This is a genomic window from Legionella steigerwaltii, from assembly GCF_001468065.1.
GTDB lineage: Bacteria > Pseudomonadota > Gammaproteobacteria > Legionellales > Legionellaceae > Legionella > Legionella steigerwaltii.
In genome coordinates this window covers 92,888-117,088 of the sequence record NZ_LNYZ01000002.1, presented here as the reverse complement: position 1 = coordinate 117,088, position 24,201 = coordinate 92,888, and the positions used below count along the sequence as shown (strand labels likewise).

Genomic DNA, 24,201 nt, shown 5'->3' with positions numbered 1-24,201 from the left:
CTGCAGAAAGTCTACCTCAGTAATTCAATTTTTAAAGAGAATATCACTATGTATGCTACTCAAACTATACGTGAAATGTATTTAACTGCTTTAGCCAATAACGATACCAGCATTGTAGAACATTGCTTAAGTGTTAAAGTTTCCCCTAATATCCGCGATAAAGAGCTCAATACCGGCTTACATCACGCCGTTATGGCTCAAAATAAAGATTTGCTCAAATTATTATTAAAATATAATGCGGATATTAGTCTAAAAAATAAAAAGGGTTATACCGCTATTCAGTTAGCGGCTTCTAATGAATATTATGAAGGCATCTCAATCATTGCTGATTTTTGTTTACTCAACAACAACGAGAAATTAGATGCAGCTGATAAGAATTTGCTAGAAATTTTCCATTCCAATCAGAACAGACCGGTGGCAAATCCCTTCATAGAGGCTGTGAAAAGAGGGGATCTTACCCAAGTAAAACAAAGCCTTGAATCAGGTACATCGATCGACATGATCATTGATAATGAGTCGAGCACAGCACTGCATCAGGCGATAAAACAAAAAGATAAAAAATTAATTGCGTTATTATTACAATATGGACCTAATCTTAATCTTGCCGATAAAAAGCAGAGAATACCACTTCAATTGGCAGCAGAAATAGAAGCTTGGGAGTGCTATCAACTCATTGCTGATTACGCGAGCAAGCGGGAAGCATTAAATAATAATAACATAATGGAGATAGATGAACCCAAGATCGAGAAAAAAACATCTCCAAGAAAGGCCTATCAACAGGCGGTTCAGCAGGGTAATATTGCAGAAATTGCACAACTGTTAGCGGATAAGGTATCTGTTAATACAGTCGTTGATGCGCAATTCAATACCCTCTTGCATATTGGTGTCACAACGCAAAATTTAGAATTAATACGGCTTGCACTGCAAAATGGAGCTGTTTCAAATCGTAAAAATAAACAAGGTAAAACTCCTTTAGAGTTGGCGTTGGAGAATGAAGCCTGGAGTTGTGTTAAAACAATTGTCGAAAATGATCCTGTACATAGCGAATCTCTTGATGCGGCCTTACTCGCTGCCTTACGTGCCCATAAGGTTGAGTTGGTTCAGATTTTGATTAATGCAGGTGCCTCGCTAAACTATTTTACTACGCTTGCAGGTAAACTTTATTTTGAAAAACTGGTAGCTAACAAGCAGGATGAAATGCTCGCCGTTTTATCCATATCTCCGGTGGTTCAAGAATTAATGTACGTAGTTGCAATCAGTAATAACGACTTTTTCGCGGTTGAAGGTATTTTGTCAAGAAAGGACTTTTCTGTGGATGCTCGATTGGGTCCCAACAAACAGACGGGATTACATATCGCCATTATGAATAAGAGAGCGGAAATGGTTCATTTATTTTTAGATAACCAAATTCAGCTTACTACTCGAGACATGGATCAATTAACAGCCATTGAGTTAGCCTTGAAGCTGCAGTCCTGGGATCTCATTAAAATTATTTTGGAAAAACGACCACTTGATAAAAGTAATAGGGATCAATATCAATTAGTTCTTATGCACGCTTTAAAAGCGAATCAGCCAGACATACTGCGGATATTGTTAAGACAAGGTATGCAAGTACTTCCCAGTTATTTTAATACCGATGAAAGTGTACAAGATTACCAACGAATGGTTGCTAATCAATGGAATGATATGATTCATGTTTTATTAATAGGAAGTAAAGAATTTCGAATGAAATTTGGTGTTTTACCAAATCAGGTAAAAGACTTTTTTGAAGAAATTATTATGGGTGAAGAGTTAACAAACCCAGTTATCACGAAGCAGGGAACAACCTATAATGAACAAGATATCAGAAAGCTGGTTCATGATCCAATTACCAGAGGATCATTGCAGCAAAGTGAATTGATTCCAAACCTGATCGTCTATGATTTGCTGGCCTATTATAAACATCCAAATGTGAATCTTTTGGAAGTGCCCCCTTGCTTAATATGCCCCGAGACGCAAGAGGTTTATAAAGAGCCTGTTGTTACTGGTGATGGCTTCACCTATGAAAAAGCGTGGATTACTGAATATTTGCAAAAAAACAATAACATAACTCCTGGTGGCCATCCACAGCTTAATAGACCTTTATACCCCAATCGTTTAGTTAAAACGTTAATTGAAGAAAAGTACTCTCTTGAGAAAGTATTAGAAGAAAAAAATAGGGAAAATTACAAAAAAGCATTTGCTGAAAAAAACTTAAAAGCATTGGAGGAATTTTTAAAGGCAAAAGTTTCTCCAAATACTCTTCTCGATGCCAATGCGAATACCGGATTGCACAAAGCAGTTGAAGAGGGGAATGTTGAGTTAATCAAACTACTACTCGATCATGGAGCCAGTTTGACGATGTTGAATAAATCGGGTTTGTCACCCATGAAACTGGCAGTGACTTGTAAAGCCTGGAACTGCATTGGGGCAATTGCTGTCTTTCATCCTAATGATAAAACCATGCTTTCTCAATATGATATTCCTTTGATCCATGCATTACAGGCTGATCAAATCGAAGTAGCTCGAGCTCTGTTAAAAGCTGGCGCGCCGATGTCCTATTTTACACGTGAAGAGGGTGAAGAATATTTCAAAAAACTAATTGAGACGCAACAAACTGAAATTCTTACTTTGTTAATCACAGAAGGAAGACCGGAAATTATCAATCCTTTGCTATCTAAATTTGGTAAATTGGCTTCCGAAGTAGAAGAGCTATTTGAAGATTCAGTATCATTTTATCCCATTGAAGAGCCCATTATTGTTCCTACTGGCATTACTTACGATATAAAAACAGCAACTACATTAAAAACAGATCCTGTATCACGCCAGCCATTAACAAAGGACGATTTTATTCCCAATCTTCTGGTAAAGGATTTATTAATGCATTTTAAATGTCCTGGGGTTGATGTTTCTCAACTCCCTCCATGTTTGATTTGCAAAGAAACTAACGAAATATTTAAAAAACCTGTAGTTGCAGTGGATGGTAAAACATATGAAGAGGCATGGATTACAAAATATTTAGCTGATCATAATGGAATGACACCACCAACAGATGGGGCGCCTTACGGCTATAAACAAACAAAAAATCTTTACTCGAATATTTTAGTCGAAAAGGTGATTGAAGAAATTTACCAAAATGATCTTCAAAAAACACCAACAAAAAAGATGAATTTCTCAGGAGAGTTTAACCCAGGCTTATTTGGTAATAGAGGAGAGAAAAAAGAGCCATCCCAATTAGATAATTATATGGAATATAACAATGGATGATTAAATGGCGCGCTCGAAGGGACTCGAAATTTAAGTAATTTTTCCTCATTCAGTCCATAACCTGCAATGATGCAGACTATAAATAATGTATACTGGGCAAGCATTATTTATAGCAATACACGCCTAGAAGTTCTTGCTTGTCTGTATTGGAGCGAAGGTCGTTGGTTTTTTTTCGGTTAAGTCCACCTGATGCAACACCAATTATAATCGAGATGATGAGCATTTGGTTTAATAAGTCGTCATAGGGGATGAGCATCGAACCAACAAATCCCCAAAGGATAGATCAATTATTTTAGCCTCACTATTAAAAAACATAGTCTATAGGTGAAATGGGTCAACCACTCGCAGCAAGGGTGTACTCAGTTTGCATTTTGATAAGCTTAAGCTTGCTTTCTTGGTATCGGTCACAATTTCTATCGACTAAAGTAATATGTCCGACCTTACGCTGAGGATATGGATTTTTACCATAATCATGATAATGGACTCCTGGTATCTTAAGGCATGATTGGATGGGGAGCATCTTGCCAAGACAGTTGACTAAAAAGCAATTGCTCATAAGCTCCGTAAGGCCTAAGGGTAAAGCAAAAACCGCACGTAAATGATTTTCAAACTGACTGGTTATTGCCCCTTCAATGGTTAGATGCCCAGAATTATGGACTCTAGGAGCAATTTCATTGACTATCAGTTCGCCATTATTGTGAAAAAATTCGATGGTTATGACGCCGATATAGCCCAAAGAATCCATAATCTTTCTGGCAATGTCTTGGGCATTTTGTTGCAATAAATTATTCTCTAACGGGGCTTCGGACCATTGAAGGATGCCCTGATGATGTTGATTTTTTATGAGGGGATAAAATTGAATCTCTTCTTGCTGATTTCTCACCGCAATAAGCGACAGCTCCTCCTCAAAAGGAACAAACTGCTCCAAAACCAAATCACGAGACTGCATCAACTCCCAGGCTGTTGCTAAGTCAGACAGCTCATGAATAACATATTGTCCTTTGCCATCGTAGCCTAATCGTCTTGTTTTCAAAATGGCAGAGCTATTCCAACTGACAAAGGCATCCTGCAGTTCCTTATGCGTTTCAATCGCAGTAAAACGAGCCGTTTTTATTTTTAATGAGTTTAAAAATGATTTTTCCAAAAAGCGGTCTTGAGTTATCTGAAGCGCTTTGGTAGAGGGATAAAATGGAACTTTTTTGGCAATGAACTCAGCACAAGTCAGGGGAATGTTTTCCGTTTCAAATGTGACGCAATCAACTTCATTACAAAACGCAGTAAGTGCTTTTTCGTCATCAAATGATGCTGAAATTAGGCGAGTTAAATGGCGAACACAGGGATTAGGATCGGGGGATAGGCATACCGTACTAATTCCTAACGAGTGGGCTGCCAAAACCAGCATTTTTGCGAGTTGCCCACCACCTAAGATACCGAGTTTCATAATGACTCCAATTGGGGTTTGTTGTTATCAAGAACCTTTTGGGTTTGTTGTGCCCGGTATTGATTTAAGCGTTCGCAAATCTCCGGGTTATTGTTGGCAAGGATTGCGGCTGCTAAAAGTGCTGCATTAATTGCGCCTGCTTTGCCGACTGCTAATGTACCAACCGGTATACCTGCTGGCATTTGTACTATGGAAAGCAGTGAGTCCAAGCCATCAAGTAAAGAAGAAGGTATTGGGACACCCAAAACAGGAAGCCTGGTCATTGCGGCCATCATTCCAGGAAGATGAGCCGCACCTCCAGCCCCCGCGATAATAATCTGTATTCCTCGTTTTTGCGCATTTCGTGCGTAGTCATGGAGTTTGTCTGGTGTTCGATGTGCCGATACAATGTCTGCGTCAAAAGAAATCTCCAAGCCCTTTAATGTTTTTGCGCTCTCAGAAAGTATCGGCCAATCACTTTGAGAGCCCATAATGATGCCAACTAAAGGTTTTTCTTGCATTTCAATATACTCCTAATCGGGTTACTCTTTTAAGGGTTACAATAATCACAATATTGCGGCTCAGCTGCTTCTAACCCATCTTTCCTGGGGTGAGTCTCCTGATAATCACATTGAATGCAGCCCCAAACTTCGTGATGGTAGAAGGAGGTGGGTGAGGTGCAATCATTGCAAGGAAGACTGCCTGAGGTTTCTTTAAACCCAAAACCAGGAGCACCACAATTGGGGCAACAACATTGAATTCGATGAGCTAGTTTTTCTGCGAGTTCAGAAATCGCCTGCATCCTTAATGGATTCATCATGGCTCTCATATCCGTTGCAAGGAAGAGTTCATTTTCTTGTTGGAAGCCAAGAGACAATACGGTCTTGAGAGTCTCATTGTCTCTGATTCCTTTGGCAATAACCGTTTTATCTTTGTTGGTTTGCAGGGTTAGAGCATGTTCGGGAAAACCGGCTTTTTCTAAAAAATCGTCAAGCTCTGTTTGTGGGGTAATGGTCATCATGCGATAATTTGTTTTGGTTGTTGTATATTGCTCAGCAATCACCCAATTGTTTTTGCGGTCTAAAAACACCATGATTTCATGGTCACTGGGAATAAAGGGAAATGCAGGATGCGGACCAAAACTTCCTTCACTAGCAATTGCTAATTCATAACCGTGGTGCTCTGCAGCACGCCTTGCTTTTAAAATACAGGTATCATAGGGACTTAATGTCCTTGCTATTTCACCAGTAAAAGTCCCAAATTGGTCGGTATCGAAATCGTGTACATCCAGTTTGCACGAGAGTTTATCAAAAAATACTTTAGCAATTGCTTTTTCTTTCTCATGTTTTGAGGCAAGCAAAACCGACTGATTGCGATAGTGCATGATTAAGCTCCAGTGATTGAATGGAAATAATCCATTCGGGCCACATCAACATCGGAAACAAACATGACCCCCGAATTCTGCTGAAATAAGGTTTTCATTCCTAAGGCAAGGGTTGCTATGACTTCTTCAGGAGCTACGGCAAGAAACATTATCAGCGACGCCCGGTCGTTGAATAATATTTTTCCTTCATGAAACCCATTATGGCCTTTACCTGAGATGTTTCGAAACAAGGTAAACCCTGTGACTTTTGCCTCTTCCATCATCGAGCTGATGAGCTGTTCATGCTCACCAGAAACGATGATTTCTATTTTTTTCATGGGATGGAGGTTAATGCCAATATCCTTTCGTTCTTGAACTTTAATCACCTTCATTTTTTTCTCCTCATTAGCGAGCTAAAATCCACGTGCCATTTTGATTCATTTTGTAGGCTTGACCATCGCTTGGTTCAATGATGATGAGATGAACCCACTCATTGAAGAACAAAGTTTTTAAAACCGCTTGACGTTCAATGATGCTTGATACGAGTGCTTTGGGTGCATAGACTACAGTCAACAGTCGTTGTGGCTGATGGTAAGGGGTTTCATCACTTCTCATCACTGACTGCAAAGGAAGTCCATGCATTAAATCACTGCCATTGCCTTGCATGATGCCCATTTTACCCGTGACATTGTGGGTGATTTTGCTGCCACTGCCGTAAGCAACATTATCGAGGGTTGAAAATAAATATTGGGTATTAATCCATTGAGCAACCACCATGGGTGCAGTGAGGATTGTTTCCAGGAAACTTCCTTCGGCGTCTTGTTCCCAGTCATAGGAATGTAAAAAGCATCGGCCATCAAGATTGATATTTTTGGTTAAAGAGCGGGGCGCCACAATAAAAGCAGCATTGCGGGCAAGACCCCATTCAGGGCGTGTTTCAGACCAATCCTGACTTCTTCGTAGAATGTCTTTTTCTGCATGTTTTGAATTTAATTTGCGACCACGTTCTAAATTATTGCTCAATTTTGCCTCCTCCAAATCGGCAAGTAGCTGATTGAGCAGAGCTGGATAAATGACCTTACTCGATTTCAGCTTATAAAGCTCAATAGAGTCCGTAGTGGTGTTATGAAGAGCACCATAAAACACGGTATCGATTGGAATGTGAATTCCTTTATCCTCTAAAGCCCTTCTTACTTCCGTTTTATTAAGAATTGCTGCCAATAGCTTGGCGTTAATGCCCCCATGATTCCCACCACAGGCACCACAATCTAGAGCGGATGCATAGGGATTATTTTCGGTGGAACTTCCATGACCGCAAAGAACAATGACTTTTGCAAAACCTGAAGAAAGCCCCATGAGGCGTAATACCGTTTCGGCATAGTCAATCTGCTCGCTTAAAGCGATGCCTTGCTCTAAATTAGCCTCATTTAATTCAAACGAGAGCTCTGTTTGGATTTGGGGGACAATTAAATGATTTAAGGCTCGACTGGTTTTCTTAGTATAATTAGGAGCGAACGATTGCAACACCATCTTCAGACCACACCAGGCCCCAAGGGTTTCAACCAAAGCAAAAGGCGTTGCAAAATTATATTTTAATTCTCGATAGACCTTGCCAAGGAGGGCCTTAATCGTCTTTCCCTGTTGGTGTTGTTCAATAAAGGCCCTATTTGCTGCGCTTGGTTTTTCATCAACACGATAACGTGGCTTTAATAATACTGGGCAACAGTTTTTTGTTTTGCCACTCTCAAACTCTTGCACACGAATAGGTATACCAAAAAAGCCGGCAAATCCTAAAGTTTCATAATTTCCCAGCTTCTCTATAGCCCTGCGAATAGGTTCAGAGCGGACATCAATACAAAACACCAGTTGCGCATCTGCTCTTTGAGTCTTTGTTGCCGACTGATTAACTTCAGGCAACAGTGTTTTTAGCAATGCCTGCTCGTAGTGCTTTTCATTGCGTTTTATTTTTTTAAGAATGTCCTGAACCAAAGAACCATCTCCTTCGCTTTTTTTTTCCAGGCCTGCCTCAGGCCAGAGCAAACAGGTAATAACGAGACGCACCGCAAGAAAGTCAGTGAGTGTAACCGGTATTTTGTCTGCTGTTGTTCGATGGTGCCAGTGGGTTTTCCATTTCACAAAACCCGCCCAACCTGGCAGATAAAGAAAGGTTTGAGTGATGAATTCTTCTGCTTTTTCTGTGGGTACATTCAGTTTTTTCAGGCAAAGAATAATTGCCTCTTCAGCAGATTCAGGCAGGCTCATTAGCCATTGTTTTGCCTCTTTCTTATGATCATGAAGTTTTTTGTCAAAACACGCTAGTTTCAAAAATCCAAAATAGAACCCTTTGTCTCGATAGGGCATTTCAATAGCACCTTGTCCAGCATCAAAAAAACCGCCACACCATTTAATCATCTGCAGGTTGACGTTTTCTAAAGCCCGATTGCGGGAAACATCCTTTCGTCGAAATCCACCTTGCGCTAAAGCCTCTTCAAAACTTTGCGCTTCAAACCCTTGTAAGGGGTTGCATGCGATAAACGTTTCTAGCGGCCAAACCGGGGCAATCCGTTGGGCAGCGTTATCCACTAATGCACGGACTTCGAGTCTCTTGTTTGGCGTTTTGACTGAGGCCGTTGTTTTCAAAGGCCGCTCATTTATTTTTTCTTCATTCGCCATTGCTTTTGCTCTGCTCATGGTTACTCCTCAGGGTAATTAGTATTTATAATCAGACCGTAATGTGGTTACCGTTTTTGGGGCGGGTTGGCTTTGATTGAATAAATTCATGTAGAGCCAGCACCAGAAATTCGATTCTTTAATTTTTTTCATAAACCCAAGGTTAAACAGCAGCCAGGGGAGTACAAGCAGAACTAAAGAAATCAGATGCAGTATTGATAGTTTGGGAAAGTAAAACTGAATTAAGTTGGGAAGAAGAGCTTCAATCAGATGAATACTTGCTCCATAGATTAAACCAGCTAAGGAAGACATCAAGAGTCCAAGTATCATATTAATGATAGACAAGCGATTGTTCATTACTGTGAGCATCAGTTGTGCTCCTGCAATGAATGTAAATACCAGTAAGAATGAGGTTGCTTGCAGAGACAGGATTGGCTTATTCGTCATGAACGCAAAACCAAGCATGCCTAAGAAGCCGCCACTGCACGCAATTAAAAAGAGAAGCGGTTTGTATCCAGGGGCTTTAGGTTCATTGCTTTTTTGAGTAATGACAGAGCCCGAATTTAGGAACAAATAGGCTTTAAATAAACCATGCCAACACAAGTGAGCCACAGCGGCGGCAAATAATCCTAAACCGCATTGCATCATCATAAATCCCATTTGTGCTAAGGTAGAGCACGCCAGCATTTTCTTGATGTCATGCTGCATGAGCTTCCAAAAGGTTCCTAAAAATGCTGAGAGGGTTCCAAGAATGAATACAGTCATGAGTAAGTGACTCGATGCTGCAAAGAGCGGGGCAAATTTGACAATCAGGATGCCACCGCCATTGACAAGACCTGCATGCATCAGTGCGGAAACCGGGGTTGGTGAATTTAAAGAGCTAATCAACCAGCGATGAAAGGGCCAAATGGCAGATTGAGTTAATGCCGTGAGTGTCATCAACGTCATCGCTGGCATGAATACGGCTGAACTTGCTATATCTTTCTGATCTATAGCTTGAATGGAGGCAGTGTCAGTACTTAAGGTGATTAAGATAAAAGCGGCTAACAAGCTGATACTTCCTACTAATAAAGTATTGAAGGCAAGCCGACCTGAATTTTTTGCCGCAGTCCATTCGCTCTTATGAACCATTAAAGCAATTAATAGCAGGTTACTTAGCGACCAGGAGCACCAAAACAGAAAAAGATTATCGGCAAGAACCATAACTACAGCACTAAGCGTAATCGCTGAGAGGGTGCAAAAATAACGCGAATAGAGTCGGTCGCCATCCATGTACCTTAGTGAAAATCGATGAACAATAAAGCTCACCAATAAAACTAAAGTACATAATAACAGGGCTAAGGTATTCAGGCTGGTAAGTAGATAAATCATCGGCATTTCTGAAAAGCGCAAGCAGCTTAACAAAATAACACCGATTACAAATCCAAAACCAATCAATGCACCTGCCCAGCGAGCGGCAGATGCAGCTCTTTTCCTGCCACTAAAACAGTTAATGAACAGGGCGAGGGTTGGACATGCCAAAAGCGCGCCAGATAAAAAAAGTATTATTGTATTCACAGCATTCCTCATTAGAAAATGTTTTGCTACAATGGAAATATATAAGATAAACTTATATTAGTAAAATTAATAATTTTTATATCTTTGATTAGGATTTCTAATGAGCCTTGATACCGTAACCTTGCAATGCTTTTTGGCGGTTGCAGAAACCAGAAGTTTTACAAAAGCAGCCGTTCGTGTTGGACGCACTCAATCCGCAGTGAGTCAGCAGATTGCAAAACTGGAGCAGTTGATTGAAAAACCCTTAATTCTTCGCGGACGCGAGTTGTCGCTAACCCCTGATGGCGAGCTTTTTTTAGGTTATGCCAAAAGAATTTATGAACTGCATCGCGAATCACTTGACCGATTTAAGGCTCCAGAACTCCATGGGGAACTTCGATTTGGTTTGCCTGAGGATTTTGCGTCAATGTTTTTATCGGATGTGTTGGTGGAGTTCTCACGACTGCATCCACGGGTGATGCTGAATGTTGAGTGTGAACTGACTCTTAATTTAATCGAACGTTTTAACCACGGCGATTTTGATTTGATATTGATTAAAACGAATCAAAGAAATCAAATTGCTGAGGGTGTAGATGTGTGGAATGAGTCAGTCGATTGGGTGGGGAAGAGAGAGCTTCTCACTCAACTCAATAAAAACACACCAATTCCGCTGGTGCTCTCACCAACACCTTGTGTTTATCGTGGAAACGTGATTGATTCTCTAGAGAGTCACCATTTAAACTGGCGTCTTGTGTTCAGTAGTCAAAGCTACACTGGGAAAATGGCTGCAGTGCGCGCAGGGTTAGGTATTACTGCCATACAACGCAGCATGATTCCTAATGATCTTGACCGACTTGATGAGGATTTTTTACCTAAATTAAACGATATTCATGTATCCTTGCTAAAAAAGAAAGAGCACAATAAGGCAATCGAGTCCCTTGAGTTTTTTTTATTGAAAAAATTAAAACACTAGTTTTTTACGATTAAAAAAGGATAATAAGTAAAGAAATGAATTCAATTACTGATGTTTTAGATAGACCAACACTGATATCGATTGCACTCATTAGCTTAATAGCAAGCTTATTCACATTAAGCATTCCGATTGCTGCACAGACATTAATCAATTTAATTGCTTTTGGTAAATTAATGCAGCCCGTACTGACCTTGAGTCTGATTGTGTTCATCTTAATGGCGGCACTGGGTGCCTTAAATGTTTGGCAAACTGTAATTCTTGAAGTCATTCAGCAAAAATTGATGGTGAAAATAAGTCTAAACCTCACCAATCATTTTACCCGTCTGTCGCTTGATAGTTTTTCAACGCATCATGGTCCTGAACTGGTCAATCGTTTTTTTGAAGTGGCTACCATCAATAAATCACTTGCCAGTCTTTTGCTTTATGGGGTTAATTTAGGATTACAGCTTTTTTTGGGGTTATTACTTCTCCTCATTTATCATCCCCTATTTATCATTTTTGACGTAGCTATCATTCTCAGTCTCTTGTTAATTATTTTTATCCCCTTTCGTAAGGGATTAGAAAGTGCAAAAAAAGAATGTGCCGAAAAGCATCAAGTGGGTGCCTGGCTTGAAGAACTTCTAATCAATCGATTTTTATTCCGGTTTAGTAATTATAATCACTACGCCACGTTACAATCCGACAAGCATTTGGTTTCTTTTTTAAATGCAAGAAAGACTCATTTTAAACAACTGATTAAGCATCAAATTGGTTTTTATCTGCTGGCTGCGTTTTCAAGTAGCCTCCTTTTGGGATTAGGAGGATATCTTGTGATTAAAAATCAATTGAGTTTAGGACAACTGGTCGCCGCTGAAATTGTTCTTGGTGCATTGATTTATGCATTTAAACGATTTGGTGTTCTTCTTGAGAATTATTATGATTTAATTGCCTCCAAGAATAAGATTGATGTAGTCCTCAATTTACCCTTAGAAGAAATTAAAATCGATCTCAATGCTTTATTTGTGCCTATCCAAACCATAGAAATAAAATTCCCAAATAAGAGTCAAGCAATTGCCTCTTTGAATAAACCCCTATTTATTTATTCTCAGGATGCACAGAGTTGCAAAACATTTTCTGAATCACTGCTAGGATTTGGGAAAAAATATGATATGCACGTTCAAGTCAATCAACAATTATGCAATGAAAAGCATCGAGCAGCACTTCGAGAATACAGCTTATTGCTACGAAGACCTGAATGGTTTGTAGGCAGCATTTATGACAACTTAGTACTAAACCATAAGAATATCTCTCCTAAACAGGTTATGGAGCAGCTCAATCATTTCGGACTTTCTGAAAAAATAGTACATCAACCGCTAGGTTTAAAAGCGGTTATTTATGATTGGCAAAATGAATTTACCGAGTTTGAGCTTATTGCACTGATGATAGTACGAATTATCTTGCTTGAGCCTCAGTTACTGATTATTGACCGTACTTTTGATGGACTGGAGCGCGATAAAATTGACTTGCTCATGGCACCATTGCTGAACTTAAAAAATACCCTGATGATTTTAGTTAGCCAAGCTCATCAATTTAAAGAAATATCAAATTACGCGGTGCTTCCATGAAATTACATGCCTATACGATGATCGCCAAACTCCCCAAGCCCCAAAAAATCGCCAAAATCATTGTTCTTATTGCTTTGATTCTCATTTTATTTTTAATTTTTACTCCCTGGCAACAGTTTGCTCTTGGCAATGGAAAGGTGATTGCTTATTCCCCAACTGAGCGACTTCATACATTGAACTCACCAATCAATGGACGCATTAAAAAATGGTATGTTGATGAGGGAATGAAGGTACAGCCTGGCGATCTTATCGTTGAAATCAGCGATATTGATCCTCAATTATTAAAGCGATTGGAATTAGAAAAAAAAGCTATCGAACTGCGCATACAGGCAGCACAGCAATCCATAATCGCTGGAAAAGCCAATCTAGAACGTCAAAAAAGATTGTATCAGCAAGGAATTAATTCAAAGCGTCAGTTTGAATTGGCACAAATTGAATATTCGAAATACCAAAGTGAGTTAGCACAAGCAAATATTGATCTAGTCGATGTTGATGTGCGAATCGCCCGTCAGCAAACACAACTCATAAAAGCACATGTCGCGGGAGTAATTTTTAAACGGTTAACAGGTCAAGAGAGCGTCGTCATTAAAGCAGGAGATGTTTTAGCGCAAATTATTCCCGACACACAATCGCGCGCGGTGGAGTTATGGATTGATGGCAATGATATTCCGTTTGTTCAACTTCATCAAAAAGCTCGATTACAGTTTGAAGGTTGGCCTGCAATCCAATTTAGAGGTTGGCCAGAAATTGCTGTAGGCACCTTTGGTGGCACGGTAGCCTTTATAGATCCCACCGACAATGGCATGGGGTTATTTCGTGCCGTCATTGTCCCGGATGAGCCTTGGCCTCAACCTCGATTTTTAAGACAAGGCGTGCGTGTTCATGGTTGGGTTCAATTAGGCGAAGTCCCTTTATGGTATGAATTGTGGCGCCAATTTAATGGTTTTCCGCCCGAAAGTACTCCCGAGAAGAATTCGTTAAGTACTCCAGGGAAGAATCCGTCATGATTCGACTTTTTACTCATAGTGGTTTTAAATATCAACTCATTCTAGGTTTGATGTGTTGTCTTCCCTCGGTTGTCAGTGTGGCAAGTGAAGACCCTCAATTAACCCTGGATAAGGTGCTTCAGTGCGTTACTGAGTATTATCCCAAAATTAAAATAGCACGTTTGGAAATTACAAAGGCTCAAGGCGCACATTTGAGTGCGTTGGGAAAGTTCGATCCCTCTCTTGATGCAAGCACTCGATCCCAGCCAGCGGGTGGTTATATCAATAATTACGGAGATACCCAGATTAGTGTTCCTACTTTTTATAATGGAGTCCAATTATTTGCTGGGTATCGAAATGGCAATGGAAACTGGCCTATTTATTATCAAAATTACTTAACGAATTCAGGTGGAGAATACCGAGCTGGTTTATCATTACCTTTACTTCGAGATCGATTGATTGATAAGGAGCGAACCGATTTATTAACTACCGCTGAGTCCATTGAGTTGAAAAAACACGACATGGAAGCAATAAAAATTAAGATATATCAGGAAACGATTAAAGCCTATTGGCAATGGGTAGAAGCAGGGTGGCAATTAAAAACCTTTAAAGAGTTATTAAAATTAGCGCGAAAGCGACAAGTTGCCATTGAGCAGCAAGCAAATCAGGGCGATCTCGCGCGACTTGCAATCACTGAAAACACACAACAAATAGTCCAAAGAGAGCAGTTGCTTAATCAAGGGAGAATGATATTCGAACAAGCTGCAATAAATTTATCTTTGTATTATCGAGATGAACGAGGGAACCCCAAAATTCCATCGGAACAAAGTCTGCCTTCCCAGATTTGGATGCAGCAACGTCAATTAGCTCAAGGATTCCCTCAGTTAATTCGCCATCCTGCATTACAGAAACTGCGAAACTACTCAAAAATAATAAGACTGAAGCGTGATTTAGCGAAAAATGAGTTGCTCCCCAATTTGGATGCTACTGCATCTACTTTTAAGCAAAACGGTAGTGGCGGATATCCTGCGTTAATTCCTCAGGCAGCTTTTATCGGAGTTTCTTTCAAATTTCCTGTATTACGACGAGAAGCCAAAGGAAAATTAATTCGTACCCAAAGTGAGCTGGAGCAAATACGAGCGGAAAAAAAGTTTATGTATGAGCAGCTTAGAAATGAACTCACCAATCTTTATATTGGGATAAGAAGAATGCGTCAACAAGTCGCTTTCTTAAAAAAAGAATATTCTTTGGCACTAAAGGTGCAACAGGGAGAGACAAAAAAATTCACCGAAGGGGACAGTACTTTGTTCCTTGTGAATCAACGAGAGCAATTAACTACCCAGGTGAAACTTAATTGGATAAATGCCCAAGTGCAACAGGAAGTGTTAAAGGATTTGGTACGTTTCTTTTCCTCAACGAATTTGGAAAAGTAAAATCGAAAATACAAGAAGCAGTCGATATTCATCATTTTGCTCGGATTATGAGTCAATTTTTACCAGAGCAGAGAAGAATGCATCACATAGTGAGCGAAGTGACTGAGAAAATTTGTGAGCGCAGCAGCAAAGCAGTGGTTATTTAAATCACCTCGAAAAATCACGCATCAAAGGCCCACAAGGGCGTGTATTAGACTGTAGTAATTGGCACATGGTTTTAGGTGGTGAACTAATATTCTTAGGATAGAGGATATACCAACCCCAATTTATCTCAAAATTAGAGTGAATGCTGTAAACGTAATGCAGACGAACAGTGCAAAAGCCTTTTTCAAATGGGGCATCAGTTAGGGTTCACTCCAAACAGCATTGCTTATCTTTATCTCATTCAGGTCTAATCCTATACATCTACTTTTAATTTTTGTATAATTATTACAAAACTTTACTTAAATGATACATTTGAAGAGGTGGTTTTAGTGAGTCATTATTTATATGTTCCTTTTAAAAAGAAAGCAGTTCCGCCAAACCTAAAAAAAATCATCGAAGAATGGTTATTATTAGAAGCAAAGCAAAATCATGAGGTTATAGTTTGTTACTATGGTGAGAAAAAATTAAGCCAATTACCGAACAACAGCAAAGTTTCTGTACTATTCTCGGGTAAGCCTGGTAAAAAGTCTCTCCTTCAAGGGCTTGAGCATGTAAAAACTGAAACCTTAAGGTTTTTTGAAAATTTGTCCTTGCACCTAAGGGTCACTGATGAAAGTAAAAATTCAATATTAGTCCCTGAAGTGGCTGATAAAATGAAAGAAGATGGCTTGCTTGATGACTTTAAAGGGAGGCTACAGATTAACCTTATTTATCTTGATGCCAACACAAAAGAAGCATCCATCATGACTCACTCATTTTTAAACTCACTCAAAAAATACAAAGAACACGAAAACGGAGCAATCAGGCTTCAATTCCTCTCCAATAACCTGGCAGAAAAATCAAATTTCCATCGAGCGGACCGAACCAAAAAAACAAAATTAGAACTATTTAGAGAGCAAGCACAACAGGATAGGTGTTTCATGTATAACAGCAAAGAGAATTATCCTAAACTGTCACTTGGTGAAATCGCTTCTGTTATTAAAGATTATTATCAGTACAAATCATCAAGATGTTGCGGTTTATCGGGCCTATTAAGATTAAATTGGTTTTTTTCTAGTACGGAAAGCTCGGAAGCTATTAAGTATCTTAGTGATGAAAAAATATCTGATAGTGAACGATTTGCTTACGCTTCTCGTTTCATAAAATACTATAAGGAAAGCCATTTATCCCAGCTTCTCGCGCCAGCACTTGAAAAAGGATTAATACAACACCAAACCAATTGGGATATTGAGCCCATTTCCTCAAATGAATTACCAGTTGCAGCATTATGAGCTTTCGTTGTTGATAGGGCGTTATGGAGGGAAATTTTAGGCTATGGAAGTCGCATTGATCCATTTCTGAATGTCGCTGGTTGGACTCTAGTAAAATTCAATGTAATTTTGCTGTGATGGGTTTTAGACTAGCGATTTTCATTATGAAATTTTTTCAAACTCAAACCGTTTTTTTTACGTTATTCCAGTAATACATTCTTGATATTGATTTAAGGTTCTTCGTATTTCTATTAATTTATTAGATAAATTGATACATTTGAAATTATCGTTTTCTGTTTGAGATTTATATGACTATTGCATTAGTCTGGTTTCGCCGCGATTTAAGATTAAACGATAACCCTGCGTTTATCGAGGCTTGTTCTCGGCATCAGTGTGTGATTCCGCTGTATATTTATGATGAAAAAAATAGTGTCTTGGGAGGAGCACAAGCTTGGTGGCTTCATCATAGTCTTACCTCTTTAAGTAACTCCCTTGCAATATTTGGATTAAATCTTATTCTTCGCAAGGGCGAGCCCCTAGAGATTATTTTAGACTTGGTAAAGAAAATTTCTGTCGGCTCAGTATACTGGAATCGTTGTTATGAGCCCGCTGCTATTTTGCGTGATAAAAAGATTAAAGCAACTTTGTTGGAACAGGGTATCGAAGTCCTAAGTTTTAACGGAAGTTTGCTTCATGAACCTTGGACAATTAAAAATAAAAACGGTGATTATTTTAAAGTTTTTACTCCCTATTGGAACCACTGTAAACAAAATCTTAATATACAACCGTCTATGCACTTAGAACATCGACCTGCTGGAATTGAAGTGAAAAGCGCTAAGCTTTTGGAGTGGAAATTATTACCTGCGATCAATTGGGCTGCGCGATTTAAAGAATATTGGACTCCAGGAGAAGATGGTGCGCAACAAAAATTACTTGAGTTCGTAGAACATCAACTTAATGGTTATAAAAAAAATCGAGATTTTCCAATAAAAAATGCAACTTCACGTTTATCACCACACCTACATTTTGGTGAAATCAGCCCATGGACAATTGTACGGGAAATTGAACTAGCAAAACTCGATCCGAAATGTGATTTATCATCAGCGGAACATTTTCTCTCAGAACTGGGATGGCGAGAGTTTTCAGTGTATTTACTGTATCATTTCCCAAGACTTCCATCCGAGAATTTCAGGAATGAGTTTGATGCATTTCCGTGGCACAACGATGAGAAATTATTAGCTTGCTGGCAAAAAGGTTTGACCGGTTATCCAATAATCGATGCAGGGATGAGGGAGTTATGGGCAACAGGCTATATGCACAATCGTGTCCGAATGATTGCGGCATCATTCTTAACCAAGGGTTTACTCATTGATTGGCGTTTGGGCGCCGATTGGTTTTTAGATACTCTTGTCGACGCAGATTTAGCAAATAATAGTGCGAGTTGGCAATGGGTGGCAGGAAGTGGCGCTGATGCAGCACCTTATTTTCGTATTTTCAATCCAGTATTACAAAGTCAAAAATTTGATCCTGATGGCGGTTATATTCGTCATTGGGTTCCGGAGCTTTCTCAATTAGACAGTCAGTCAATTCATGCACCTTGGGAATCTAATGATTGTAAGAGATTTTATTTAAATACAAATTATCCCAAACCCATTATTAATCATCATGAAGCAAGAATAAGGGCTTTAAATTATTACAATCAGTTAAAAAAGAAGGATATGAAATGACTCCATCTTTCTTTATCTTTGGTTTTGGGTATACCGCGAATCGACTTGCGCAGAGACTGATTCAGTTAGGTTTTGACGTTGTTGGTACAACACGTCAAGAAAGAAAAAGAACAACGAATCATTATTCTGCAATCACACTTATTGATTTTAACGCCGCAGATATTGACTATTACCTCAGTCAATCCACGCATCTTTTGATTAGTGTCCCACCTACAGCAGGTGTGGGGGATCTTGTATTATCTTATTACTCAGAATTGATAAAGCGGCATGCTCCACATATTGAGTGGTTAGGTTATCTTTCTTCCACGGGGGTGTATGGTGATTATCAAGGAAATTGGGTTGATGAAGAAAGTATTTGTAGGCCGAAAAGCGCTTCTGGAATTTTACGTTTGAACGCAGAAAAAGCATGGTTTTCTTATGCAGAAAGCAACCAACTCCCATTGCATATTTTCAGACTGGCAGGAATTTATGGACCACAAAGAAATCCACTTGAGCGAATTATATCGGGGAAAAAGTACAGTATTTTTAAAGAAGGCCAGGTCTTTTCGCGTATTCATGTTGATGATATTGTGTCCGTGATTCTTGCTTCAATAAAGAATCCACATCCTCTATCTACCTACAATGTTGCTGATGATGAGCCAGCTGCATCGCATGAGGTTGATGCTTATGCCGCTTCGTTATTGAACCAATCGCCATTGCCTTTAGTTCCGTTTGAAGAAGCTTCATTATCACCAAGAGAGCAAGAGTTCTATTTGAGCAATCGTCGTGTGTCTAATTTAAAAATAAAAAAGGAACTTAATATTGTTTTACAGTATCCTTCATTTCGGGAGGGACTAATGCAACTATGGAGAGAGCATTTTGCGTAAAGAAAGCGGAATTAAACTGATTGTTTGGATTTTATTTTTTGAGGCAATTGGATTTTTCTTAGGTTTATTGACCCAAGAGAATATCCACTCTTGGTATGAAGGGCTACATAAATCAATTCTAACTCCTCCTGGGTGGGTGTTTTCACTGGTGTGGTCAATCTTATATGCATTTCTTGCGATTGTTGGTTTTACCTTATGGCAAAATCGGCATAAGCCTCAAAATAAAACAGTGCTTCGTCTTTATCTAATTCAACTGATTATGAATTGGATATGGACACCACTTTTTTTTCAACTGCATTGGTTGGGATTTAGTTTTTTATGGATAGTAGTTATGGTGGCTTTAAATGCAGCCATTATTTTTATAACCATCAAAAATAAGCAAAAAGAAATTACCTTACTCCTAATCCCCTATTTTTTCTGGCTTATTTTTGCAAGTTATCTCAATGGGATCATTTGGATTCTTAATACGTAAGCCTAAAGACGGCCTGAATCTAAAGAAGATAATATTTCTTGTGCCTGAGTATGTATGGCTTATTTTTTACCAGGGGCCATTTTTTGCCAATTCATGTAAGCATAATGAAATCGGGGATTATGTTTCAGCTTGTCTTCATTTTGTTTCAGAAAATTCCAATATAGTGCATTAAAGGGGCAGGCTTTCTCTCCCAATAAAACATTTGGATCATAGGCGCATGATTCACAAAAATTACTCATGCGTTGAATGTTTTTTCCACTGGCGGCATAGGGCTTGCTTGCTCCCATCGGCATAAAGTGCTATGCCTAGGGTATTGGGGAGTTCTACCCACTCATACGCATCAGCATAAACTGCAAGATACCACTCACAGACTTGTTTTAAGCCAATTGAACTACCAAAAACTATTGTCGATTTTGTACAAATGAAATCTATAAAGTTCAGCCACAGTCAAATGACTTCCCTTAAAGACAGTGCTGTTACTATTAACAACAGCAAAAACGTAAATTAACTAGTTGCAGCATACAACAAAAGCCAGAGAGCACTAGAAAAACCTGGCTTACCCATCCATGAAAAATCATCACTCCCCAAAATAAGGTATGAAATAGATATGGATCTATAGTGAAGGCACCTTGTTTTTAACCGCCTGCTCAATCAAATTACGAAACAATTGATTTTTTTGTGGTAGAGGACTTTCTGTGTGTCTTCTTAGTCTGAATATCGCAATAAGCAACATCCTTCTTGATGATTTCATAGCCAATGGGAACGCAGAAATCGTCATAATTTACCATGCAAGTTAAAATATTAATCCTCTAACCACATCCCCCTTGGCATGAAAATAATGCCAGGTATTGACTTCATTTTCATCAGTGTATGGCTTTTCCTCTATCGAATCATCCAGAAGCAATGCACCGCTAGCGCATTCATGCTCTCGAACTGGCTTTTTGACATAATTCCATAGTGATTTTGAACTAAACTCATTAAGCCTTAAGAATCGCGTTACCTGATCATGAGCAATTTCACCTGCCAGCATCTCCGATAGCCCAGTTGCTGTTGCATGTTTATTTTGGCAAATCAAATAATCCGTATAAATATCAAACATAGCCATTTCGTTTCCTCCATAAAATGAAGGGGCTGATTTTAAGGATTTTTAACGGTCAAGCAGCTTTATGTGCATAAGGTGAGATTACTATCCAAGCTGGTTATTTTTTCAGAAACACCAAAACGAGTTATAAATGCAGCGATTAATACAGTAGATGAAGCTTCAAAGATAACCAGTAAAAAAAAGCAAGATCATGTATTTAGTTGCCCAGAGTGAGAAAAACTTGATGAAGACACAAAGGGTGATAATACCATTAACCCATAATGGTCAGATTTCATTCAGTATTTACTAAAATAATATGTTTTGAACGATGCCACTCAATTCTCCCATATTCGTTTCCCTTCGGTAACAGTTAATTTGAGGAAATTTTTGTCAAAAAATTATCCCACTTAATAATTTGTTAACCAAATTGGTTTAAAATGAAAAAAATGCACACATAGTTCAACACTTGATCATAATTTGGAGGCAATATGGAATCAAAATCTGAAAAAAATAAAACTGGTACACCACAAATGACAGTTTTAATAAAAGAGACTAAAGCTGAAGACGGTATTTGCGGGCATGCTACTGTCATTTTGGATGATGGTAAGGGGCGTGAAACTGTTACTAGTGTGGAACCAGGTATTGGTGGTTTTTTTAATATTTTTTCATTTCCTATCGGAGCTATAAATGCCGTTTGTCCGGAAGATGATAAAAAACAGGCAACTGTAGCCTTCAAAACAGACCTAACCCAAGAGCAATATAACCGTGCACTAGAAAAACAAGAAAAAATTTCAAAAAAAATTGAAACCAATGAAATATTATATTCTTTCTCTGGAGAAAACTCGTGGTCCAAGACGCTTTTGTCTTTTAGAGAATCATTTTCTCTAAAAAATTTTTCAGAGTGCAAATTAAATGAGCATAACGAAGATCCATTTGGCGGTACAGTTTCAGAGCGCGACATTAAACCTCTGCCCGAAGAATTAAAGAAAACTAAATTACACAACTGCGTGACGTCCTCAAAAAAGGTAATTAAACAAGTAGATTCAAATTTTGGAGACAAGAGATTCCAGACGCCAAGTGACTTAGCATCGAAACTGCGTGCTAATTCTCTTTTTAAAGAAGAAAAAATTACTAACAAAACAGCATATGAAAATCAATCCAGCACAAATTCATTAGACTAATATTTTTTGAGGGCGCTTTGCGCCCTTTTTAATCAAAATACCATGCATCATGGAATAATTGTAACTTAGAGATGGAATGACCTGTGTGTCGCGAATCGTAAAAAAATAAAAAAATTACAACTTGTTGGCTCTACACCAAATAAGGGGGCACTTGCTCTGTAGGCTTATATGGCGCGCTCGGAGGGACTCGAACCCCGATACCTTGGTTCGAAGCCGGATGCTCTTGTTTGAAATTCGTTATAAATCAATATCTTGTGAAGCGTCAAATTCACTAATTACTGCCTAAAACAGCTTATTACAGCAGAGTACCGCCACAGTTGAGACACGTTTGGGTCGCAGAAAAAAATTAACCTTTTTGTTTTAAATAAAATCAAATAGAGATTTTTGAATAGTTCATTTACAAGGCGCTAATTTTTTCTATTGCACTCAAAACAATATTTCTAGAGCGTTCAAGCCGAGCGATTGCTTTTATTGCTTCTAACCATTTAGGATCTTCGATGAGCTTTTTAAAGTATCCTGAAATAAATTGGACAACATCTTTCGGTGAGTTCATTATTTCTACTAATAATTCAGGTCTGCCATTGATAACATTGATGATATCTTCCAAATCTTTACAATCCCAATAATCATTATTCTTATAGGCTCTATCAGTGAATGCCTCAAGCTTTGTGGCAATGAAATAGACTGCGTTGAGTATTTTAATTTTTTTGTCTTTAATTTGAATCTCAAGTGCATTGTCAAAACCCGCCTGATACCAATTTGAATTGATTCCTTGTAGAACACCATCGGTGTACATGACATCAATCATAAAATCATCTAACACATATCTGCAATTGACATTTCCATCCGGCTTAAACCCTAAGCTTTCCAGTTTTTTCTGTAAAGAATAATGAGCAACAATATCAGTTCGTCCTAAATCCAGAGCGACATCAATATCATAGGTTGGTCGTACATCATCTTCTATTAAATCAGTGATCAATAGCCCTACGATTCTACCACCAACATAAACAACTTGTTCGTTTAGATCTTTTAAAAGAGTCGCTGCCTTATAAAGTGCTTCAATATTTTGTTTAACTCTTATTGATTCCATACAAAATGTTCCAACAGTTCTTTTGCAATTTTATTTTCTCGCTTCCCACCCAATCGGATCAGATCAAGTGCACTAATAATTGCATAAAAATTCTCATCAGGGCTTCTATCCAAGGCATTGGGTAATGTTTTGTATATCGGTGTTAAGGCTAGACCTTTTGTATCACCATTAATATAGGGCCATACATAGGACTCTTCGCTCATGATTAATTTTTTAAAATGAGGGGAGCTATAGGCCGCTGGCATGCCGCGTGTTGCTATATTAATTTCCGCTGGAAAATGATACTTCACACTATGGACAAAAAATTCCATAAGCTCGTGCTTATGTAACTCAATGCTATCATCCGAATAACGCGTTAAAAGTTTCGTAGCCTCTAGCCTTTTAATACTTTTAGTCACTTCAGATTGGCTGATATAAAGCTCATGTGCTATGCTTTTAAACTCAATTTTTTCTTTATTATTATTTTTTAAAAGCAATTTAATGAGAATAGCTATGTCTTGCCCTTTAAGCATGAAAAGCTCCGGTCTATTTTATTAGAATTATAGCATCGTAATTTCCGATTTCCAAATTGGAAATCAGAAATTACGATGTATTGAATGATGCATTTCAAAGCACAGATAATGGCGAGAGGAAGTGGTTAGAATGTGGCGGTTTACTAAAAACAACGGCATTACAGAAGGGTTTCATCGTAAGATGAAACTGATTCAACGTCGTGCTTATGGATTTAGAAATTTTGAAAATTACAGGTTAAGGGTTAAAGTTTTGTGTTCTTGATTAGTGCCCCCGGAAATGGGGATGAGCCAGATTAGTGCCCCCGGAAATGGGGAAGAGCCTATAAATTTAAGTTCTTGATTTATAAGGATTAAATGGCGCGCTCGGAGGGACTCGAACCCCCGACACCTTGGTTCGAAGCCAAGTACTCTATCCAGCTGAGCTACGAGCGCAATGGGGTAAGGATTTAATATATTTTGCCCTGTTATTTTCTGGTTTATATTGGAGGTTAGTTACCAGAACTGGTGGGCCGTATAGGATTCGAACCTATGACACAGAGGTTAAAAGCCTCCTGCTCTACCACCTGAGCTAACGGCCCTAAAGAGGCTGGAATAATACCGGATTAGCA

General features: G+C 38.8%; 18 protein-coding genes, 2 tRNA genes and 3 pseudogenes. 11 read left to right on the top strand and 12 right to left on the bottom strand.

Translation table 11 applies throughout. The features are described from left to right. Window positions 1-48 precede the first annotated feature (48 nt). The gene (locus Lstg_RS02490; protein WP_058476084.1) at window positions 49-3,285 is read left to right on the top strand and encodes an ankyrin repeat domain-containing protein; all 3,237 of its coding nucleotides are present in this window, start codon (window positions 49-51) and stop codon (window positions 3,283-3,285) included. A gap of 334 nt (window positions 3,286-3,619) precedes the next feature. Here the strand turns inward: Lstg_RS02490 and Lstg_RS02485 are convergent, their stop codons facing one another. The 6 genes from Lstg_RS02485 to Lstg_RS02460 are packed head-to-tail and all read right to left on the bottom strand — an operon-like array spanning window position 3,620 to window position 10,295. After that, on the bottom strand, window positions 3,620-4,726 hold the full coding sequence (locus Lstg_RS02485; protein ID WP_058476083.1) for a 5-(carboxyamino)imidazole ribonucleotide synthase: 1,107 nt from the start codon (window positions 4,724-4,726) through the stop codon (window positions 3,620-3,622). Beyond that, a complete protein-coding gene (purE, locus tag Lstg_RS02480; protein WP_058476082.1) occupies window positions 4,723-5,226 on the bottom strand; it encodes a 5-(carboxyamino)imidazole ribonucleotide mutase in 504 nt (167 codons plus the stop codon). Before purE ends, Lstg_RS02485 begins: the two co-directional genes overlap by 4 nt. 29 nt (window positions 5,227-5,255) lie before the next feature. Then, window positions 5,256-6,089 (bottom strand): DUF6671 family protein, encoded by an 834-nt coding sequence (locus Lstg_RS02475; protein ID WP_058476081.1) that lies wholly within the window; start codon window positions 6,087-6,089, stop codon window positions 5,256-5,258. A gap of 2 nt (window positions 6,090-6,091) precedes the next feature. Next, window positions 6,092-6,460 (bottom strand): P-II family nitrogen regulator, encoded by a 369-nt coding sequence (locus tag Lstg_RS02470; RefSeq protein WP_058476080.1) that lies wholly within the window; start codon window positions 6,458-6,460, stop codon window positions 6,092-6,094. 13 nt (window positions 6,461-6,473) lie between these two features. Then, window positions 6,474-8,759: a DUF2309 domain-containing protein gene (locus tag Lstg_RS02465; RefSeq protein ID WP_058476079.1), complete on the bottom strand. Its 2,286-nt coding sequence runs from the start codon at window positions 8,757-8,759 to the stop codon at window positions 6,474-6,476. Between the two features lie 18 nt (window positions 8,760-8,777). Beyond that, entirely contained in the window at window positions 8,778-10,295 is a 1,518-nt protein-coding gene (locus Lstg_RS02460) for a proton-conducting transporter transmembrane domain-containing protein (RefSeq protein WP_058476078.1), read from the bottom strand. Window positions 10,296-10,395: 100 nt separating this feature from the next. Between Lstg_RS02460 and Lstg_RS02455 the strand changes: the two genes are divergently transcribed. The 8 genes from Lstg_RS02455 (at window position 10,396) to Lstg_RS02420 (ending at window position 19,729) form a co-directional block, all read left to right on the top strand. Next, entirely contained in the window at window positions 10,396-11,247 is an 852-nt protein-coding gene (locus Lstg_RS02455) for a LysR substrate-binding domain-containing protein (RefSeq protein ID WP_058476077.1), read from the top strand. Between the two features lie 35 nt (window positions 11,248-11,282). Further along, a complete protein-coding gene (locus tag Lstg_RS02450) occupies window positions 11,283-12,851 on the top strand; it encodes an ABC transporter transmembrane domain-containing protein (protein WP_058476076.1) in 1,569 nt (522 codons plus the stop codon). Then, window positions 12,848-13,858 carry an HlyD family secretion protein gene (locus Lstg_RS02445; protein WP_028381659.1) on the top strand — a complete coding sequence of 337 codons (1,011 nt, stop codon included), beginning with the start codon at window positions 12,848-12,850 and terminating at the stop codon, window positions 13,856-13,858. Before Lstg_RS02450 ends, Lstg_RS02445 begins: the two co-directional genes overlap by 4 nt. 50 nt (window positions 13,859-13,908) lie before the next feature. Continuing rightward, a complete protein-coding gene (locus Lstg_RS02440; RefSeq protein ID WP_238585355.1) occupies window positions 13,909-15,270 on the top strand; it encodes a TolC family protein in 1,362 nt (453 codons plus the stop codon). A gap of 473 nt (window positions 15,271-15,743) precedes the next feature. After that, complete coding sequence (locus tag Lstg_RS02435) at window positions 15,744-16,685, top strand: hypothetical protein (protein ID WP_238585352.1); 942 nt, start codon at window positions 15,744-15,746, stop codon at window positions 16,683-16,685. A gap of 287 nt (window positions 16,686-16,972) precedes the next feature. Further along, window positions 16,973-18,391, top strand: coding sequence for a cryptochrome/photolyase family protein (locus tag Lstg_RS02430; protein WP_058476073.1), 1,419 nt, complete (start codon window positions 16,973-16,975; stop codon window positions 18,389-18,391). Next, a complete protein-coding gene (locus Lstg_RS02425; protein ID WP_058476072.1) occupies window positions 18,388-19,257 on the top strand; it encodes an SDR family oxidoreductase in 870 nt (289 codons plus the stop codon). Before Lstg_RS02430 ends, Lstg_RS02425 begins: the two co-directional genes overlap by 4 nt. Beyond that, window positions 19,250-19,729: a TspO/MBR family protein gene (locus tag Lstg_RS02420; protein WP_058476071.1), complete on the top strand. Its 480-nt coding sequence runs from the start codon at window positions 19,250-19,252 to the stop codon at window positions 19,727-19,729. The genes Lstg_RS02425 and Lstg_RS02420 overlap by 8 nt, the downstream gene beginning before the upstream one ends. Before the next feature lie 59 nt (window positions 19,730-19,788). Here Lstg_RS02420 and Lstg_RS18130 read toward each other — a convergent pair. Together Lstg_RS18130 and Lstg_RS02410 are read right to left on the bottom strand one after the other, a co-directional pair. Further along, window positions 19,789-20,107, bottom strand: a pseudogene (locus Lstg_RS18130) (cryptochrome/photolyase family protein); the annotation flags it as partial. A 247-nt stretch (window positions 20,108-20,354) separates the two neighbouring features. After that, window positions 20,355-20,834 (bottom strand): annotated as a pseudogene (locus Lstg_RS02410) (IS701 family transposase); the annotation flags it as partial. 464 nt (window positions 20,835-21,298) lie between these two features. On the opposite strand from Lstg_RS02410, the gene Lstg_RS02405 reads away from it, so the two are divergent. Beyond that, the gene (locus Lstg_RS02405) at window positions 21,299-21,991 is read left to right on the top strand and encodes a hypothetical protein (RefSeq protein WP_058476069.1); all 693 of its coding nucleotides are present in this window, start codon (window positions 21,299-21,301) and stop codon (window positions 21,989-21,991) included. Between the two features lie 397 nt (window positions 21,992-22,388). Here Lstg_RS02405 and Lstg_RS02400 read toward each other — a convergent pair whose 3' ends face one another. Continuing rightward, complete coding sequence (locus Lstg_RS02400) at window positions 22,389-23,081, bottom strand: hypothetical protein (protein WP_058476068.1); 693 nt, start codon at window positions 23,079-23,081, stop codon at window positions 22,389-22,391. Beyond that, window positions 23,069-23,593: a helix-turn-helix domain-containing protein gene (locus Lstg_RS02395; RefSeq protein ID WP_058476067.1), complete on the bottom strand. Its 525-nt coding sequence runs from the start codon at window positions 23,591-23,593 to the stop codon at window positions 23,069-23,071. Before Lstg_RS02395 ends, Lstg_RS02400 begins: the two co-directional genes overlap by 13 nt. A gap of 109 nt (window positions 23,594-23,702) precedes the next feature. On the opposite strand from Lstg_RS02395, the pseudogene Lstg_RS17460 reads away from it, so the two are divergent. Then, window positions 23,703-23,855, top strand: a pseudogene (locus Lstg_RS17460) (transposase); the annotation flags it as partial. 93 nt (window positions 23,856-23,948) lie between these two features. On the opposite strand, the gene Lstg_RS02390 reads toward Lstg_RS17460, so the two are convergent. Together Lstg_RS02390 and Lstg_RS02385 are read right to left on the bottom strand one after the other, a co-directional pair. After that, window positions 23,949-24,025 (bottom strand) — tRNA-Arg (locus tag Lstg_RS02390). Window positions 24,026-24,095: 70 nt separating this feature from the next. Beyond that, window positions 24,096-24,171 (bottom strand) — tRNA-Lys (locus Lstg_RS02385). Between the last annotated feature and the right edge of the window lie 30 nt (window positions 24,172-24,201).

Excerpts from the sequence above, each read along its gene's own strand:
- Lstg_RS02470 (WP_058476080.1), bottom strand. The coding sequence starts at position 6,460 with ATGAAGGTGATTAAAGTTCAAGAACGAAAGGATATTGGCATTAACCTC.
- Lstg_RS02400 (WP_058476068.1), bottom strand. The coding sequence starts at position 23,081 with ATGGAATCAATAAGAGTTAAACAAAATATTGAAGCACTTTATAAGGCA.
- purE (WP_058476082.1), bottom strand. The coding sequence starts at position 5,226 with ATGCAAGAAAAACCTTTAGTTGGCATCATTATGGGCTCTCAAAGTGAT.
- Lstg_RS02440 (WP_238585355.1), top strand. The coding sequence starts at position 13,909 with ATGTGTTGTCTTCCCTCGGTTGTCAGTGTGGCAAGTGAAGACCCTCAA.
- Lstg_RS02455 (WP_058476077.1), top strand. The coding sequence starts at position 10,396 with ATGAGCCTTGATACCGTAACCTTGCAATGCTTTTTGGCGGTTGCAGAA.
- Lstg_RS02485 (WP_058476083.1), bottom strand. The coding sequence starts at position 4,726 with ATGAAACTCGGTATCTTAGGTGGTGGGCAACTCGCAAAAATGCTGGTT.
- Lstg_RS02445 (WP_028381659.1), top strand. The coding sequence starts at position 12,848 with ATGAAATTACATGCCTATACGATGATCGCCAAACTCCCCAAGCCCCAA.
- Lstg_RS02475 (WP_058476081.1), bottom strand. The coding sequence starts at position 6,089 with ATGCACTATCGCAATCAGTCGGTTTTGCTTGCCTCAAAACATGAGAAA.
- Lstg_RS02425 (WP_058476072.1), top strand. The coding sequence starts at position 18,388 with ATGACTCCATCTTTCTTTATCTTTGGTTTTGGGTATACCGCGAATCGA.
- Lstg_RS02405 (WP_058476069.1), top strand. The coding sequence starts at position 21,299 with ATGGAATCAAAATCTGAAAAAAATAAAACTGGTACACCACAAATGACA.
- Lstg_RS02430 (WP_058476073.1), top strand. The coding sequence starts at position 16,973 with ATGACTATTGCATTAGTCTGGTTTCGCCGCGATTTAAGATTAAACGAT.
- Lstg_RS02490 (WP_058476084.1), top strand. The coding sequence starts at position 49 with ATGTATGCTACTCAAACTATACGTGAAATGTATTTAACTGCTTTAGCC.
- Lstg_RS02395 (WP_058476067.1), bottom strand. The coding sequence starts at position 23,593 with ATGCTTAAAGGGCAAGACATAGCTATTCTCATTAAATTGCTTTTAAAA.
- Lstg_RS02465 (WP_058476079.1), bottom strand. The coding sequence starts at position 8,759 with ATGAGCAGAGCAAAAGCAATGGCGAATGAAGAAAAAATAAATGAGCGG.
- Lstg_RS02450 (WP_058476076.1), top strand. The coding sequence starts at position 11,283 with ATGAATTCAATTACTGATGTTTTAGATAGACCAACACTGATATCGATT.